The following is a 16507-nucleotide window of genomic DNA, read 5'->3' as shown; positions in this document are numbered from 1 at the left end:
CACGGTCAGCTCCAAGGAAGTGATGACTTGATTTGGTTAATATCCTTCTGAACCGCGCTCAGATGCTCTTTCCAGTCTGGATACAGTTCTCCTGTTGAGGTTTCATTGCTGCGCTTCAATGCCTTTTCCAGCTCTATAACCTTTGCCAGCAACTCAGGCGCGCACAGGTTCCCCGTTCCTCCCTTAAGCGAGTGGATTAATCGAAGAGCAGAAGATAACTGTCCATTGTCCATTTTTCTCACAACTCTTTTATCGAGATACTGGTATTCCTGTATCCATTTGTAAAGGGCAAATTGAAAAATATACACCTTGCCATCCATACCTGCTATCGACTGCTCAGCGTGAATACCATGTAAATCTTGCAGCCACGCTAAATTAATCCAGCTAGTTAACACTCTAGCAGCGGTCAGTTCATGGACAGGCTTGAGCAACACGGCATTAATACCGGCACGAAGACAAACTTCCTGTTCATGCTGCACAGCATCAGCGGTAAAAGCGATAATGGGAAGCCTGTTAAAAGCTTTGTTTCTCCGAATATGTCTCGCCGTCTCAAAACCATCCATCTCTGGCATATGCAAATCAAGCAGCACCATATCCCAGTAACGCAGTTCAAGTAACGCTATTAGTTCCCTTCCGTTCGTGACCATCGTTACCTCAAAGTTACGCTCTGCTAAAAACTCGGTAATCACCACCTGGTTAATTTCGTTATCCTCTGCTATGAGAATTTGATACTTTTGTGTTGTATCCCCTATCTCATTGCGGGAACTCATCGTCGCATGAGTCTCCAGAGTATTACCATCTGCAGGCACTGAATGTTCCTTCTTCCAGCAGAGAACCTCCAGCAGAGCGTTCCGGGTAACGGGCTTGGACAAAAAGGCATCCACACTATAATCCATGTCCCCTGCAGCTATTTTTCCCATCTGAAACACGGTTGTAAGTCCAATGATCTGAGTTATCTGCTTATCCAGCATTTGAAGCCATTGCCTCCGGGAGTCCAGTTCTCTCAAACCTTCCATCCCCATATCAATGATAACATAATCAAAATGCTCACCCTTTTGAAAAGCATCCACACTTTCTTGGAAGGATGAAATAGTGAATGTTTTTAATCCCAAGTCTTGCAGTAGTTCGTTCAAGCTGTATCTCACCAGTTCATGCTGCGCAACAATTAGGGCTTTGCCTTTGATTTGTTTTTCTATTCGTGTGCTTCCTGCATTCAATTCCCCAGTTTCCAGCTCGACATTAAAGTGAAATTGACTGTACTCTCCTAATCGGCTTTTCACCTCTACTTTCCCCCCCATAGCTTCAGCCAAATGCTTGCTAATGGCCAAACCCAGCCCAGAGCCCCCATATCTGCGGCTGGTTGCTGTACTCGCCTGGATAAAAGGGACGAATAGCTTGTCCATACACGTCTCGGAAATTCCTATGCCCGTATCTTCTACCATAAAAGAAACGCCTACTCGCCCTTCCTGCTGACTTAGCATTTTTACCTGTAACAATACATGTCCCTGATCCGTAAACTTGATGGCGTTGGTCAGAAGATTTGAAAGCACCTGCTCGATTCGAAGCGGGTCTCCCTTAAAGCTTTTCGGTAACGCCGGGTCCATTATAAATAGAACCTCTATTTCCTTATCTTCAAGTAAAGTTCCAACGGTATCTGCGAGATGCCGAAGCATTTTTTCCGGCTCGAATTCTACCTTTTCCAGTTCCAGACTGCCGGCTTCCATTTTGGAAAAGTCCAATACGTTACTGAGCATGGATGAAAGGGTACGAGAGGAAGCGAGAAGCTTGTGGAGGTAATCTCTTTGAACGGCAGTCAGTTCAGTCTTATTTAACAGCTTTGACAGACCGATGATTCCATTCAGCGGGGTGCGGATTTCGTGACTCATATGAGCCAAAAAAATGCTTTTCGCACGGTTAGCCTCGTCCACTTCCTTTCTCTTCTGCTCTGAGGCTTTACACTCCGTAATATCCAATGCGTGACCGATAACAGAGCTAGTAACCCCGTCCTCCATAACCGGATGTAAGGTAATGAGAGCCGAATATTCCCAAAACTCCAATTCAAATACGGTCCGATCACCGAACCAGGCCTGTTTGTAGTATTGGCAAAGCTGCTCCATCGTTTCAGAGGAAAGCTCCAAAATGTCCCCAAGACGCTTCACATGCTCCCTTTTATTGTAGTTGACTTGCATATTCAGACCCACGCGCTCCAGCAATTCACCTTCAAGCAGCCTATAATAAAATTCATTACCGCTTTTCTCTAGCTTGAAGGTAAAGCCAGGTTGAACACCTAGTAAATTCAGCAGATCACGGTCTTTGTTTAACAAACGTTGTCCATATGTATACTTAGCGGTGGTTAAAGTGTGCACAAACAGAGTCATGAACATTAGACCCATCCCTAACTCTAGCACGCAGGTCAACGGTGTTTTATCGCTTATGCCAAAACATAAGAACAAAATTCCCGCTCCTCCATAAAATACACCTGTGATCGCCTGACGAACAAGTTGACGCTGAAAAACCAAAACTAACAATAAAATCACGATAGCACATAGCACTAAATCTCGAACCAAGTGTCCACCCCCTATAATCTTCCATTTTTTTTAGAATATATCGAAAATACAAAAAACTCAGGACAGATTCCTTATGCCATAAGGCTTAAAGAACTGTCCCGAGCATTCATTGTACTATAGATTCCATAAGGTTCAAGCTCGTTTTAATATTTGAAACGACTGATCATCATCTTCAAATCAGCAGCCATCGTCGAAAGCAACTGTGCTGAAGCTGATATTTCCTCCATGGAAGCCAGTTGCTCTTGTGAGGAGGCAGCAACTTCCTCAGATGTGGCGGCATTACCGGTTGCAATCGTCGCCAGCTCGTTGGCTGTCGCTGCGATTTCTTGTACACTGGCTGATATTTGCTCTGCAATCGCAGCGACCTCCTCTACCTGAGGTGTTGTCTCTCGAATGCCTTCCATCGCATAACCCAGCTTGACAATGGTTGCTTTGGAAATCTGTAGTCCATCCTGCACCTCAGTCGTGACCCTGTCCATCGTCTTCACTGTTGTTTCGGTTTCATGCTGAATTTCGGCAATCAAGGTGGCAATCTGTGTGGCGGATGTCTGAGACTGCTCTGCCAGCTTACGCACCTCATCAGCAACGACGGCAAAGCCTTTTCCATGATCGCCCGCTCTGGCTGCCTCAATAGCTGCATTCAATGCCAACAGGTTTGTCTGATTGGAGATATCGCCGATAACCTTCGTAATTTCACCGATTTCATGAGAGCGGGCTTGCAAGGTTTGAATCATCTGGTTGGAACGCTCTACTGATTGATGAATGGAATTCATTTGCTCGCCTGTCTGCTCAACAGACTTTCGTCCTTCCTCGGCTTGCAAGGCAGATCGTTTGGCCAAATCAGCTACCGAAATCGATCGTTCAGCAATTTGGGTGATCCCTTGTGCAATTTCATCCAGGGCCACCGAATTATTTTCCAGCCCTGTAGTCTGCTTCTCTGCACCACTGGCAATTTCTTGTACAGCCTGGGACACCTGCTCACTTGCAGCACTGGTTTGTTCCGCGCTTATTGTCAGTTCATTGGAAGAAATTGTGACATGATCTGCACTGTTCCCTACGTTCTGAATGACAGATCGCAAGTTATTCTGCATATTTTGAAAAGCTACTCCTAATTCTCCGATCTCGTCCTCGCTCTTTACTTGAATGTCCTGTGTGAGATCTCCGGCGCTCACATTTACCGCTTGTTCTTTTAACTTTAAAATCGGTTTGATGATGGAACGGATCAGGAAATAAACAATGATAATACCAATCACAAGACAACCGACAATGGTTAGTAAAGTGCTGATCAAAATCGGTCCTGCTGCATCATCGACTTCAGACAAATACAGCGTTCCGCCTATCTTCCAGCCAGTCAGCTTGTTAGTCGCATAGTTCATATATTTGAGCTGGCCCTCATACTCATACTCGTATTCACCAGTATCACTCTGAAACATGCGTGATTCAATATCTGTAATTTTGGTACCTGGTTCCTTCGTCGGATGAACAATGTAAGTATGGTTATTGTCCAGCAATATGGCATAACCCTCATGACCTACTTTAATATTGTTCAACGTCTCTTTAATACCACTCATTTTCAGGTCAATGCCAATAACACCCGATCCATCTGACGTTGCCTTGGACACAGTAACCGTCATTTGCTTCGAGCTTGCCGAAAGATAAGGAGAACTAATTGCTGCCTTCGCTTGTTCCTTTATCGCTTTATCGTACCAAGGTCTGACTCGTGGATCATAATTATCTGGTAATTGCTTCTGTGGGTAGGTTGTAAATTTGCCGTCCTTCGTACCATAATAAATGGATTCTGTTTCAGGATGGAGTGCAATATATTGCTTAAAGAATTCTTCCAAATTCGCCGCTTGTTCCTCCGTCTCTACCCGATTGCCTTTTAGTCTTTCTGCAAAATAGTCTGCGTCATGTACCTTGGGTTCAATAGTACTATCAATAATAAAATTAGTGCGGACAATAGCCTGCTCGGCACTTTCTTCAATCTGGTTTCGAATCTGCTGACTCGCGCTTATAAACGACAAAGCCCCCACGATCATGGACGGTAAAATCAAAAATGCAATAAAGGCGACCATTAGCTTCGTTTTAAAATTTTTGCTGAGCTTCCTTGCGACTAGCCACTTTTTCCCCGATAACTTCTTCATTAATAAACATCTCCATTTCATTACCTGTATTTCCCAACCTATAGCGAACCTCTTCGTCTTGCCGATGACGACAATCACCCGACAGACTCTCTTTCACATTTTTCACATCTGCTGCTAAAACGCTTGGACATAAAAGATATAAACACGCTAGTTAAATAGGTATATGTACTTATTTTCGAAAACAGCAAGGCTGGTCGGAACCGGTTCTTTGATATAATATACCTAAAAAATATTAAAAAAAATGCAGTATAGATGTTAAGAAAGTGTTAGTTTCATCTCACTATACCTACCACTTAACATGAAAATAATCCCCCTGAAGGTAGCAAACATAGGGTCATTTTTGAAAATCGCCATATATTTTCTACTCCCAAGGGGATTAGGTTCGATCGCTTTATTCAGTTCTAATCCAACAACACCTTCAGATCTTCGAGCCTGGTAACAGGTGCCTGACAGGTAAAATGCTCACACACATATACGGCTGATTTGCCTTCCACAAGATCATAATCACGGATATAAGGAGCCGTCTCTGCAATCTCCGACTGTCCTTCATCCTTCAAAATAACGACCGTATTCGGCCTGAACCCAGCTCGAACCGCCTGAATGAACTGTACGGTCTGCGGATCATCCCTGTGACCCACAATCACAATCTCCTTCGTCGTTCCCATCGCATACAACAACGCGCTGAGCAACGCGGAGTGGCCTGACGGGTAATGAGCAACCATACCGCCAAAAGCCTTAAACTGCTTGGCTGCATAGTTCTCCAATCCAGATTCACCCGTTAGCCGCGCAAGCCGCACAAAATTATAGGCCGCAATGCTGTTACCTGACGGAATGGCTCCGTCATCAATTTCTTTAGGCTTGGCAATGAGCTGCTCACTATCTGACCCATAAAAGAATAATCCGTCCCGTTCCTCATCCCAGAACAAATCGATCATATTTTGATTGAGCGTCAATGCCCGTTGCAGATATTGTACATCGAAGGTCGCCTGATATAGCTCGATCAAGCCCCACACATAAAAAGCATAATCATCCACATAACCGGGATAAGCTGCCTCGCCGTCCCGATAACGCGCCAACAGCCGTCCGTCCTCCTGTCTCAAATGGTTCCACAAAAACGTCTCCGCTTTCTGAGCTTGCTCTGTATATCTCGTGTCTCCAAAAGCTTGTCCTGCCTTCGCCAGTGCAGCAATCATCAATCCGTTCCACGAGGTCAAAATCTTGTCATCTTTGTGAGGATGAACCCGTTGTTCTCTGGCAGCAAACAGCTTGGCCCGTAGCTCACTAACCCGCTGCTCCAGTTCCTGCTCAGTCAAGTCATGCTTGATCCTATAGGCTTCCAGATTGATATCAATCAGGTTTGGAATGTTGTGACCTTCAAAATTGCCGTAAGGTGTAATCCCATACAAATCGTTGAAAAAGGCGGCATCCTTATCGCCTAGTACAGCCTTTACCTCAGAGTCGTCCCAGACATAGAATCTCCCCTCTTCTCCTTCGGAATCCGCATCCTCCGCCGAATAAAAGGCACCACCTGCATCCGTCATGTCCCTTGCGATATATGTAAAGATTTGTTCTGTAATCCGTCGGTACAGTTCCTTGCCTGTCACCTGCCAAGCCTCTGTATACGCGATGGCCAACAGAGCATTGTCATATAGCATTTTTTCAAAATGCGGCACCAACCACTTCTCATCCACGGAGTATCGTGAGAACCCCATGCCTATATGGTCGTAGATTCCGCCCCGGGACATCGCATCCAGCGTCTTCTCTGCCATTTCCAGTGCCTGTTGATTCCCCGTATGCTGTGCATATCGCAGCAAAAAAGACAGGTTATGCGGAGAAGGAAACTTGGGTGCTTCCCCGAAGCCGCCATATTCCTTATCGAAGGTGTGGCTGTATTCATGGAAAGCTTTAGTCAAGCTCTGTTCATCCAGTTCACCCCGATAACCCGCAAGCAAGTCCTGCCGCTCATGCTCGATCAGTACCTGCTCACTCAACTCCACCAGCTCTTCCGGCTGTTCTTTCCACCGGGTACCCACCTTGCCAAGCAGCTCCAACAGTCCGACACGGCCAAACTTCTGCTCCTTGGGCAAATACGTCCCCGCAAAAAAAGGTTTCTGATCCGGTGTCATCAATATCGTCAGTGGCCAGCCTCCATGCCCCGTCATCGTCTGGCAGATGGACATATAGATATGATCCACATCTGGACGTTCTTCACGATCCACCTTAATGGATACATAATCCCGGTTTAATACCTCAGCCACTTCTTCATCCTCGAAAGATTCTCTCCCCATTACATGGCACCAATGGCAAGTGGAATAGCCAACAGATAGGAAAATAGGCTTGTTATCACGTTTAGCCATTTCAAAAGCCTCATCTGACCAAGGGAACCAATTTACCGGATTGTGAGCATGCTGTAGCAAATACGGTGATTTTTCCTTGGATAGTCTATTCGGTTTGCTGCTCGTTGTCATGGGACATCACCACTTCCGTAGTTGAATTTTATACTTGGTACTATTTTACCCTAAATGGGTGGTAAAAGTCGGAAGAGATGAAAAAAGATAATGACTCTCAAGCATTATACTCATTAGAATTTATATCAAAGATCTCGAGAGCTTTCAGTAAGGCGTATTCACTTGTTCTGGCCCCTTCTTTGGAAAAATGTGCATCCGGAAACGCGGGCGACATATGATGGTACCCGGGAAAGACATGTAATTCGACTAAGACTCCATCAAAGGCCAATTGTTTTGCAAAAAACAAGGATTCATCAATGAATAAATCAATGGTACCTATATTTATATAAGTCGGTGGTAATCCGGCCAATGACTTAGCACGAGCCGGCACATAATACTCACATACCTCCTCCTGACCCGGTTCATCCCCCAATACAGATTTCCAGCCAAAATAATTACTTTGTTTTGTCCAAATAAACTCTCCTGCGTATGGGTGCTCTGGTGCGGTACTTGTGCGATCATCTAGCATTGGCCTCATTAATCTTAGATGATGGATTTCGAATTCCTTCTGATCACGAATGTACAAGGCTAGGCCAGCCGCCAAACCGCCGCCAGCGCTGCTGCCCCCTACGGCAACTTTCTGAGTATCTATCCCTAACTCTTCCGCATGTTCAATGCACCATTTTAGGCCCGAATAACAATCCTGTAACTGACTTGGCTGTACATGCTCTGGTGCTAGGCGATAGTACACGGATACGCAACAGAAACCATGTTGTGCCGCAAGAGATGCATTAGCAGGACGATCCACGACTGGACTTCCTAAGACCATCCCGCCTCCGTGTATCGAATAATATAGAGGCATCTTATGATGCTTTGATTGTTTGGGCTTAATGATTTCGATTTGAATATCTGGACCACTAAAATAACTTGGCACAGCCTTTTTTTCTAATGTAATAGGGAACATCTGCGTTACATCTATTTGTTGCATCATTTGAGATTGATTTTTACGTGCTTCCCTTAGTGTAGATTCGGTAAGATCGGTTGTTGGTATTAAATCAACTGCACTGATAATTTCTGGATCAATCAGATGTCTACTTCTACTTTTTTGCTCCCTCATAGTAATCTTTTCCTCACTTTCTTGTTTTAAAGACAATGAATCAATACATATTTCCCTTCAATTGTTGTTGTCGTTTATATTTATATTTTAAGTTTAAAATCAGCTTTATAAATGAAAACAACGAGTTAGAATCATTCTTGACATAAAAATTATAAAAAAATGGAATGCCAAAAAAGTATTTCGGAATCTGGCTGTGGGAATGCGAAGGCACATCAAACCTTTTACCAAACAAAAAGACGCGACCGGATTGGTCGTTCATAGCGATTATCCGGTCGCGTCTTAAGCTTATCACGTTATGTCCATCTACTTTTTATGTGAATAAACAATTTTCTTAATGGTTTCGGTAGAGAGGAAAAACTCATTAGCTAATTGCTCGATACTGCTTCTATTTTGAAAAGCATTTCTGATTGCGGCATTTCGCTGTTCTAGCAACCATCTCCCGCCACTCAAGCTTCCCCAATCCATATATTCCGTTTTTGGCTTAGGAATATACAGAGTCTCTCCTTGAACATATTTTTGGATTTCTATAATTAATTCTTGAGGTAAAACTTTGGAAGCATTCGTATATCTCAATTTTACTCGCCCCTTATTTTGATTTTTTAAAATAAGGTGCAAAGCCAAAAATATTAAAAAGCTTATTCAGCGTTAAAAATTGTTTCGCCCCATACAAAGTAACGCTTTCTTAATAATTGGCTTTGCATGAGTGTAAGAAGTCACAGACAATCCTAACAGATTCTCCATCAGTAGGCACCCCCTTTTACCTCGCAAGTATAGCATAACTTCTGCTCACCTGGGACCAGCTAAATGATATCAGCAAAAAGCAAGCGATTAAAAATTGAGCTGTTAGATAGCTGATTTTAAACACTAACCATGAATACGAACCACATAAATCCGTAGATTAAAGCAACTAGACCTACAATGCCCAACAAGCAAAAAAGTAAAAGCATAAGAACAAATTTTTTACCATCCATAACCGACTCCCCAATACTTTTTTCAGAGTGTGAGACACACTTTCTAACTTAGCTTCCGAATAAAAATTTGAAATTAAGTGCATTTATCCAGCTGAACAGGAGTCCTCGTTAGCCTAGGAGCGGCTTCTAGATGTTACTGATTTACACTTTCTGCTTGGTTAGCCTGTCTTGCGTTTATTTTTTTCATTGCAAATCTTGCTATTGGCTGAGCAACCAGTAGCTCAATCCAAAATGCTACACCAAAATTTCTAAACCAACTGTGGAAAAAGTTCTGATAAGGTTTGTTTGTCCTACGAATTTGGGTATCACTTTACCCACTAATGGTCTCGCAACCAATCTTACAAACAAAATAATGATAATGTATAATCAAGCATAAGACTCATAAAGGAGCATATGAACCAGATGAACAATTTTTTGAATGAATTTGAGGAAAGATTTAGGGCAGGATTTTTGGATGATCTTAAAAGCATACTGGAAGAAGTGAAGAATGAGAAAGTTTACACTTGTGCTTTTGGGACAGACAGCGATTTTGCCACTTTGTTTCTTGCTGTTAATACAGAGGAATCACTTGTTAGACATATCACAAACATGAAAGCCCAAGGGCTGTGCAACAGCAAGGAAGATGAAAATTATTATAGATGGGGATTTTGCGAATATCAATATGGTGATACAACACACCTCAATCATATTAGCAAATTTCTATATGCAACTGACAATGTGCTTGACTATAAAGATGAAATGATAAAAATTATGGCCAAGGTAGTTAAGGAAACTGACGACGTGCTTTTCAATCAATTTGGTCAAGCCAAAGAAGATATTATTTTTTTCGTGTCCATGACGGATGATGATATGGCCGAGGAATTCGAAGATCGGTCTGTAATTCAGATGACAAACGCCAAACTAGTTGATGGCTTCTTGCATCGTTATCAAAAGAAATACAGTTTGAAATATTACACTCATTTCGTTCAGGTAGATTGCTTTAATTCGCAATGTGCTTGTCCCATGCATCGATTGATTACGTATCCTTTTCATTTGGTTTATGCCCATTAGATACGAATAAACCTATTTCTCCTCTTGGTTCGAGTTGAAATAAGTTTATTTAAAGCTTTCATCCAGATGAACAGGAATTCTTACCATTCAACTTCTTCAAATAATCGGAAAACCATCTTTTTTTCAAATTCATCTAAAGTTCTAAATCCAGATATTTCTTCTTTCTTTTCTCCAAGTTTTATCAAAGTCGCTATTGCTAGGTCTCCCACCTTATAATAACCTAATAGTTTATCTTGGGGTTCCCTTTTTAATGATAATTCACTTAATTTTTTTATCATTTTCTCTGTACGGAAGCCTTCTTTTCCTATCTGTGTCATTGCATGATATAAGACTATGGGGTTATTATCTTCTAACAAATTTTCTAATTCACCTATTTGAACCTTCCCCTTCCGCTATCTTCTTTAATATACTTCATTTTAATCCCAGCTAAGAGCTATAAATTGGAATGACCGGGAACATGTTTTATCAGAAATAACCACTATGATGAGTTCCACATTTCTCTTCGCAAACTACGCCGCTATCATACTCATGGTATGGGAATCCGTTTGTTTTACTGAAGCGAGACTCCGGTGCAGCTTATGATTAACGATTCCGATTACCACGTCCGGCTCCATTACATCCTGATGGGAGAGCATAACCAATGTTGCAATATCCCCCCTATGATATGCCGCTGTCAACGCTCTCAGAAAAGTTTTCGAGTTTTCACTTTCCGGTAAGGATAACTCTCCTTTGAGGAGATCCTCCTTGACTGCTTCAAGCGATTTTCGTGCCCGGTGGAGTGCAACTTTTACCGCTCCCTCCGTTGTTTTGAGCATGTCGGATGTTTCACTAATCGAAAATGCGAACACATCTCGCAGCAAAAAGACAGTTCTCTGAAGCGGTGATAGATGATTCATTAAGGACTGCAACGCTATCTCAATTTCAAAAGTTCCATGATCCGGCACAGTTACTTTCGCTTGTTCTCTATTCAATACCCGACTGTAGACTGCTTTTCTCCGTATCTCGTCAATCCAGGTGTTCTTCGCAATCCGCAGCAAAAGCGCTTTGGGGTTTGTATGTTCGAAATTGTTTAACTTTCCTAATGCTTTTACCCAAGTATCCTGAGCCAATTCTTCCGCATCCCAATTTGATTTGGTAAGCGACAGACAGTAACGCTTCAGGACTGCCTGTAATTCCTCCAAGTTCTCGATGTTTATTGTATTATCTGTCATTTGTATAGAATCATCTATGCGCATAGGTCCTCTCCTCCACGGTCTTATTCTGCCCTTTCCTAGAGCAAAGCCTTTTGTTACCTCCAATGTAAACGAATAAGTGGTTGTAAAAGTTACACCATTTACGCAAATCGTTTTCCCATCGAAACCTCCGTATCTTTTTACGGCCTCGGTTCGTTTACAAGGAGAAATCAACTGAAAACAGGAAATTGGGGGTATCACAAATGAGTGTTTATGTTCCTTATGTTGTTGAGCAAACTGCTCAAGGTGAAAGATCGTACGATATCTATTCCAGACTATTAAAGGATCGTATTGTGTTTGTCGGGGCAGCCATCGATGATCATTTGGCTAACAGTATTATTGCTCAATTATTGTTTCTGGCGGCAGAAGATCCGGAAAAAGAAATTTACATGTATATCAACAGCCCGGGTGGCTCTACTTCCGCAGGATTTGCCATTTATGATACGATGCAGTACATCAAACCCAATGTACACACGATATGTACGGGATTCGCTGCTTCGTTTGGCGCGATCCTGTTGCTAGCGGGCGCCAAAGGGAAACGTTCGGCGTTGCCGAACAGTGAAATCATGATCCATCAGCCGCACGGCGGCGCACAAGGTCAGGCCAGCGATATTGCGATCAGCGCAAAACGAATTTTATGGACTCGTGAAAAGGCAACCCGTATCACAGCTGAACGGACCGGACAATCTTTTGAAAAAGTCGAAAAAGATATGGACCGGGATTTTTACATGTCCGCTCAGGAGGCACTGGAATATGGTGTTATTGATCAGGTGATCACTTCTTTATAGAGTATGCTCAAACCCTAATGATCCGCAAGAAACTTTAAGAAAATATGAGGTGATATCATGTTAGCAAGTTTACAAGGTAAGGAAGTAACTATTCATTTTATAGATGGGGCAAATGTATGCGACGGGATATTGGATCAGATTGACGACAAGTTCGTTAAATATCTTACGCAATATCAAACGCTTGTTATTCCTATCACATCTATTCGCACCGTATCCATTGACATTAAGGAACGGCAACGCCATAGAGTTGGATTCGCCCCTTGAACCTATTTTAGTATGGGTGTCAATTACATTGTACGGAGGCCCTATATTATGTAAATTTTACAGGGAGTAGAAATGATTCAGCTAAGACGTGTCGTTCGACAAACTAAAAGCTGTGATTTTGACGCATCATGATGTCGATCATATAGGTTGTCTTCCTGAGATTTTGCAGGAGTGTGGCGATCATATTAAAGTCTATGCACACGAACTGGATAAGCCGTATATTCAAGGGGAGATCCCACTTTTAAAAGATAGTCACCTTGTGCATCGCCCGAAGGGCAAAGTGGACGATACCTTAATAGATGGTCAGGAGCTGCCGTTTTGCGGCAGGATTCGCGTCATCCATACGCCTGGGCATACTCCTGGTCATATCAGTCTTTATTTAAGGCAAAGTAAGACTCTTATTGCCGGGGATTCGATGTACAGTGTAAATGGGATTCTCGGGGGAATTCATGTCCCGACCACACCGGATATGGATGCAGCTCGTCTTTCATTGAAAAAGTATTTAGATCTCGATATTGCATCCGTAGTTTGTTATCACGGGGGATTAAGTAATGTACATGTGAATGATCAGATATTAGGACTTAGTGGCGAGTTAATTTATAGCGAATTGAAGCAACCCCGTAAATGACCGGGGTTGCTTTTATAATGTTCATATGAATTGTATCTAATGCCCACACTTTATTGATAGACACGCACGTAATCGACTAGCATTTGGGACGGGAACTGCGTCGAGTTATTGGGAGCACCAGGCCAGTTTCCGCCGACCGCTAGGTTCAGGAGAATAAAGAACGGCTGCTGAAATTCTTCGGTGTTCCCGGTTCCGTTCTCTATATAAAATTCATTGAACTGCTGTCCGTCGACAAACCAGCGGATATACTTGGAGTCCCACTCGATGCTATACACATGGTATTGGGAAAAATCCAGATTGCCCGATACCCGCCCAAAGTCAGCGTGGCCTCCCGCATCCCAATGCACAGTACCGTTCACAGAAGGATTGTTGTTTACACGTTCCATAATGTCGATTTCTCCGCATTTCGGCCAACCTACCGAGCTGATGTTGCTGCCTAACATCCAGAAAGCTGGCCATATCCCTTGACCGGACGGTAACTTGATGCGCGCTTCTACTTTCCCATAAGTAAATTTTTTCAAGTCTTGAGTTTTGATCCGGGCAGAGGTGTAATTCATTCCGCCGTAAGCTTCTTTTTGTGCCGTAATCACCAGATTGCCTCCGGTAACCTGCAAATTCTGCGTACGGTTGGTATAGTACTGCAGTTCATTGTTTCCCCATCCGCCGCTTCCGGTACCGATTTCAGGGGTCCAATTGGACCGGTTTAACGAAGTTCCATTAAATTCGTCGCTCCACACAAGATTCGAGTTCGGTGCTGCGCTTGTATGCATTGCTGGAAGCAGAACGGTTAGGAGACTGAGCAGCGCAACCGCACATAATCCTTTTCTTAGCATTAGTTCCCTCCTCAATAATAATAATCCAAGTTCTTAGACACTTCAGGAAAATAAGCCTTCAAGCGGTATTGACGATTGAAACGGGAATCACCTCTCTTTATATTTTTCTTCTTGGACAGCTCATAAATTAGAATCGTAGATAGACGATTGAAAAGGTATACCGCTCAAGCAGGAGTATAATGGAAACAAAATACATATTCAACCTATATTTAAGGTTTTTTCTTAAAAATAACTTTCTCATATAGATAAAGCCGGTCTTTATAAATCAATAAGAAATTTAACTGCCATTAAAACAAACGTAGTAGCACGTATCGCACCGGACGCGGTGTAGCCCCGTCGGTCATCTACGATTACCAGAAGACACGTGGTGGTGAGCATCCACAAATCTTCTTATCCGGAGGAAACCTTAGCCCTCAATTCCGTACAACTCATAGCGATGTCGCCACTTCACTAAGGTGGTAACGCTGTGTTATGTTTTTTGCTACTCCCACACGGCTGCTCTGCCCTGCTTTTAACTCCTGTATGATGGCTAGTTTCTCAATCGCATTGTATTCGTTCTTCTTAGACAAAGGAAAACTCCCCTTGAAGTAGCGGTTTATTTATTAAACCTGTCTACTTGAAGGGGAGCATATCAAAATCGGTACTCTGTTCCGTAATTTATAATAGCGAGGTTACGAACTTCACCTCCGGAAAGCGGTTATCCGGTCCTTTCATTAAGATTCCGCCTTGATTTTTCAGATACCTATCGAAGAAATCCAGCATATAGGCATTGATAACGGAGTTCGCTCTTTCGGGCGCAATCTTTCCTGTAATGCCCAGCATTTTGAAAATCGGAGAAATGAACTGTACGTCGGTAAAATTCAAATGCTCCGTATTTTCGATATAGAGGACTTGTCCTCCTTCGTCGACCGTTTCGCGCATCCGTTCAAGCTCCAACTTTTTATCTTCCGTTACTTGATCCTCCCACTCTCTTGTTGATCCCATACGGTTAAGCTCTGCATCCGTGTAGACCCGGTTATCCATCACCATTTTCAATTTTTCGAAATAGCTTTCCGAGTTGATGAACAAAAACGGCTTTCGTAGACCCTCTCTGTCACGCAGTCGATAAAGCCCTCCATCAAGGTCTATTCCAGCCGTGATTCGCGGATCATAAGAAGCGTCATAGGCCGTCGCTCCGCCGATGGAATGACCGAACGTCCCGACATGACCGAGATCAATCCTCCCTTTTAGATGACTTGGGATCAACCCCGATTGGATGAGCTCGAATTGGTCCAACGCAAACGCCACATCGCCGGTTAAAACTTTTCCCAACTTGTCGCGATTTCCTCTACTCGTCTGGTAATCATGGTCGGGCGAGAATAAGTCGTTGGTTGTGCTGGTCGTGATTCGCCCGTCCGGAAACTCGGTTGCAAATGTATTGTAGGTATGGTCGATCACTGCCACGATATATCCATGACTCGCGAGATTTTCGGCTTGCGACGTGTGAAGAAACCTGGAAGAGCCGTTGCCGGGATTCGCAAGGATCAGCGGGTACGAAGTCTGTGCCGAAGAGACTTCGGCCCCCGAATAAGCATGACTGGATACGTACTTCAGGTGTTGAAACGTAAACTCGGGAAGGCCATAGTTCGCGGCCATATAACGTAAAATCTGGGTATCGGGAATAAAGGGAGCGTACTTGCCGGTGCTAGCTTGAGCCGGATACCAGACCTGAACCATCAATTCTCTCTTACCCTCTCTGGCTTCGTCGAAAATCTCTTTCCTATTTGTATCCACGAAATGAAAAGTTTGCGTTCCTACCTTAAATTCGCCTGTCGGTTCAGGTAGTTTAAATACAGGAAAAGCATACATGAGACCCGCTGTTGCGACCAGCATTATTGCTATAGCGGTATAAGCTGAACCCAACATGAATCGTGGGATTTTTTTGGGGCCGGTTTTTTTAAAAGAGCTATAACCTGAAATGGCTAAAAAAATGATCGTTATGCAATATGGGAAAAATAGCTGAACTCTGTATCCTTCCACCGTCCAATGAATGACCAGTAAAAGTGTGGCAATCCCGCTTGCAACGAATACTGGAATTCTACGCCGTCCTTTTTTTAATAGTACGGTTAATGCAAATAAGCCGATGTTTGACAATAAAAGCAACAGTTCAAACAGCCTCATCTCGATTCTCCTTTCAAAAAATTTCTATTTTCGTTTGTTCTAATCTTATCCTGCCAGGCTGGCCTAAGCTATCGATTTGCCTTACATCAACCTAACAATTTTGTAATTCGATCTTGCGGTATTGGAAGACTCGTAAAACCAAGGATGAATCAGGAAATACCAATAAGTATGTGGTTAATACATCACAGACTTATAACGACTATGGTAGTATCACAAGCGCTGTTGACGTGTTGGGTGTACCAACAACGTACACCTATGATGCAACGTTGCATTTACTTGTTGGTGTCTCGAAACCAATTTCTGTGA

13 protein-coding genes and 1 pseudogene are annotated in these 16507 nt (G+C 43.2%); 4 read left to right on the top strand and 10 right to left on the bottom strand.

Annotated features, from left to right (window positions below; all coding sequences use genetic code 11):
* Positions 1-5: 5 nt before the first annotated feature.
* From MKY98_RS12185 to MKY98_RS12165, 5 genes are all read right to left on the bottom strand, one after another.
* On the bottom strand, positions 6-2567 hold the full coding sequence (locus MKY98_RS12185; RefSeq protein ID WP_069011145.1) for a response regulator: 2562 nt from the start codon (positions 2565-2567) through the stop codon (positions 6-8).
* 143 nt (positions 2568-2710) lie between these two features.
* Positions 2711-4711 carry a methyl-accepting chemotaxis protein gene (locus MKY98_RS12180; RefSeq protein WP_029515044.1) on the bottom strand — a complete coding sequence of 667 codons (2001 nt, stop codon included), beginning with the start codon at positions 4709-4711 and terminating at the stop codon, positions 2711-2713.
* 401 nt (positions 4712-5112) lie between these two features.
* Complete coding sequence (locus MKY98_RS12175) at positions 5113-7179, bottom strand: thioredoxin domain-containing protein (protein ID WP_069011147.1); 2067 nt, start codon at positions 7177-7179, stop codon at positions 5113-5115.
* A gap of 97 nt (positions 7180-7276) precedes the next feature.
* Complete coding sequence (locus MKY98_RS12170; RefSeq protein ID WP_069011149.1) at positions 7277-8275, bottom strand: alpha/beta hydrolase fold domain-containing protein; 999 nt, start codon at positions 8273-8275, stop codon at positions 7277-7279.
* 303 nt (positions 8276-8578) lie between these two features.
* A complete protein-coding gene (locus MKY98_RS12165; RefSeq protein ID WP_039275052.1) occupies positions 8579-8848 on the bottom strand; it encodes a CD3324 family protein in 270 nt (89 codons plus the stop codon).
* Positions 8849-9648: 800 nt separating this feature from the next.
* Between MKY98_RS12165 and MKY98_RS12160 the strand changes: the two genes are divergently transcribed.
* The gene (locus MKY98_RS12160; RefSeq protein ID WP_256026059.1) at positions 9649-10296 is read left to right on the top strand and encodes a DUF4303 domain-containing protein; all 648 of its coding nucleotides are present in this window, start codon (positions 9649-9651) and stop codon (positions 10294-10296) included.
* 80 nt (positions 10297-10376) lie between these two features.
* Here MKY98_RS12160 and MKY98_RS12155 read toward each other — a convergent pair whose 3' ends face one another.
* Positions 10377-10652, bottom strand: coding sequence for a hypothetical protein (locus MKY98_RS12155; protein ID WP_039275043.1), 276 nt, complete (start codon positions 10650-10652; stop codon positions 10377-10379).
* 153 nt (positions 10653-10805) lie between these two features.
* The gene (locus MKY98_RS12150; protein ID WP_069011151.1) at positions 10806-11531 is read right to left on the bottom strand and encodes an RNA polymerase sigma factor; all 726 of its coding nucleotides are present in this window, start codon (positions 11529-11531) and stop codon (positions 10806-10808) included.
* A 200-nt stretch (positions 11532-11731) separates the two neighbouring features.
* On the opposite strand from MKY98_RS12150, the gene clpP reads away from it, so the two are divergent.
* From clpP to MKY98_RS12135, 3 genes are all read left to right on the top strand, one after another.
* Positions 11732-12316 carry an ATP-dependent Clp endopeptidase proteolytic subunit ClpP gene (clpP, locus tag MKY98_RS12145; protein ID WP_069011152.1) on the top strand — a complete coding sequence of 195 codons (585 nt, stop codon included), beginning with the start codon at positions 11732-11734 and terminating at the stop codon, positions 12314-12316.
* 57 nt (positions 12317-12373) lie between these two features.
* On the top strand, positions 12374-12580 hold the full coding sequence (locus MKY98_RS12140; RefSeq protein ID WP_039275041.1) for a hypothetical protein: 207 nt from the start codon (positions 12374-12376) through the stop codon (positions 12578-12580).
* Between the two features lie 88 nt (positions 12581-12668).
* Complete coding sequence (locus MKY98_RS12135) at positions 12669-13208, top strand: MBL fold metallo-hydrolase (RefSeq protein ID WP_069011154.1); 540 nt, start codon at positions 12669-12671, stop codon at positions 13206-13208.
* A gap of 53 nt (positions 13209-13261) precedes the next feature.
* Here the strand turns inward: MKY98_RS12135 and MKY98_RS12130 are convergent.
* The 3 genes and pseudogenes from MKY98_RS12130 to MKY98_RS12120 form a co-directional block, all read right to left on the bottom strand.
* Positions 13262-14041: pseudogene (locus MKY98_RS12130) on the bottom strand (glycoside hydrolase family 16 protein); the annotation flags it as partial.
* 428 nt (positions 14042-14469) lie between these two features.
* On the bottom strand, positions 14470-14610 hold the full coding sequence (locus MKY98_RS12125) for a hypothetical protein (protein WP_013371081.1): 141 nt from the start codon (positions 14608-14610) through the stop codon (positions 14470-14472).
* 88 nt (positions 14611-14698) lie between these two features.
* Positions 14699-16201 carry an alpha/beta hydrolase family protein gene (locus MKY98_RS12120; RefSeq protein ID WP_069011157.1) on the bottom strand — a complete coding sequence of 501 codons (1503 nt, stop codon included), beginning with the start codon at positions 16199-16201 and terminating at the stop codon, positions 14699-14701.
* Positions 16202-16507 lie beyond the last annotated feature (306 nt).

This window comes from Paenibacillus sp. FSL M8-0228 (genome assembly GCF_038007385.1).
Taxonomy (GTDB): Bacteria; Bacillota; Bacilli; order Paenibacillales; family Paenibacillaceae; genus Paenibacillus; species Paenibacillus polymyxa_D.
The sequence above is the reverse complement of the archived record's forward strand: the minus strand, read 5'-3'. Positions and strand labels throughout refer to the sequence as shown.

Bases quoted from the DNA above. Each gene is read 5' to 3' on its own strand.
- MKY98_RS12180 (WP_029515044.1), bottom strand. From the start codon at position 4,711: ATGAAGAAGTTATCGGGGAAAAAGTGGCTAGTCGCAAGGAAGCTCAGC.
- MKY98_RS12175 (WP_069011147.1), bottom strand. From the start codon at position 7,179: ATGACAACGAGCAGCAAACCGAATAGACTATCCAAGGAAAAATCACCG.
- MKY98_RS12170 (WP_069011149.1), bottom strand. From the start codon at position 8,275: ATGAGGGAGCAAAAAAGTAGAAGTAGACATCTGATTGATCCAGAAATT.
- MKY98_RS12160 (WP_256026059.1), top strand. From the start codon at position 9,649: ATGAACAATTTTTTGAATGAATTTGAGGAAAGATTTAGGGCAGGATTT.
- MKY98_RS12150 (WP_069011151.1), bottom strand. From the start codon at position 11,531: ATGCGCATAGATGATTCTATACAAATGACAGATAATACAATAAACATC.
- clpP (WP_069011152.1), top strand. From the start codon at position 11,732: ATGAGTGTTTATGTTCCTTATGTTGTTGAGCAAACTGCTCAAGGTGAA.
- MKY98_RS12140 (WP_039275041.1), top strand. From the start codon at position 12,374: ATGTTAGCAAGTTTACAAGGTAAGGAAGTAACTATTCATTTTATAGAT.
- MKY98_RS12120 (WP_069011157.1), bottom strand. From the start codon at position 16,201: ATGAGGCTGTTTGAACTGTTGCTTTTATTGTCAAACATCGGCTTATTT.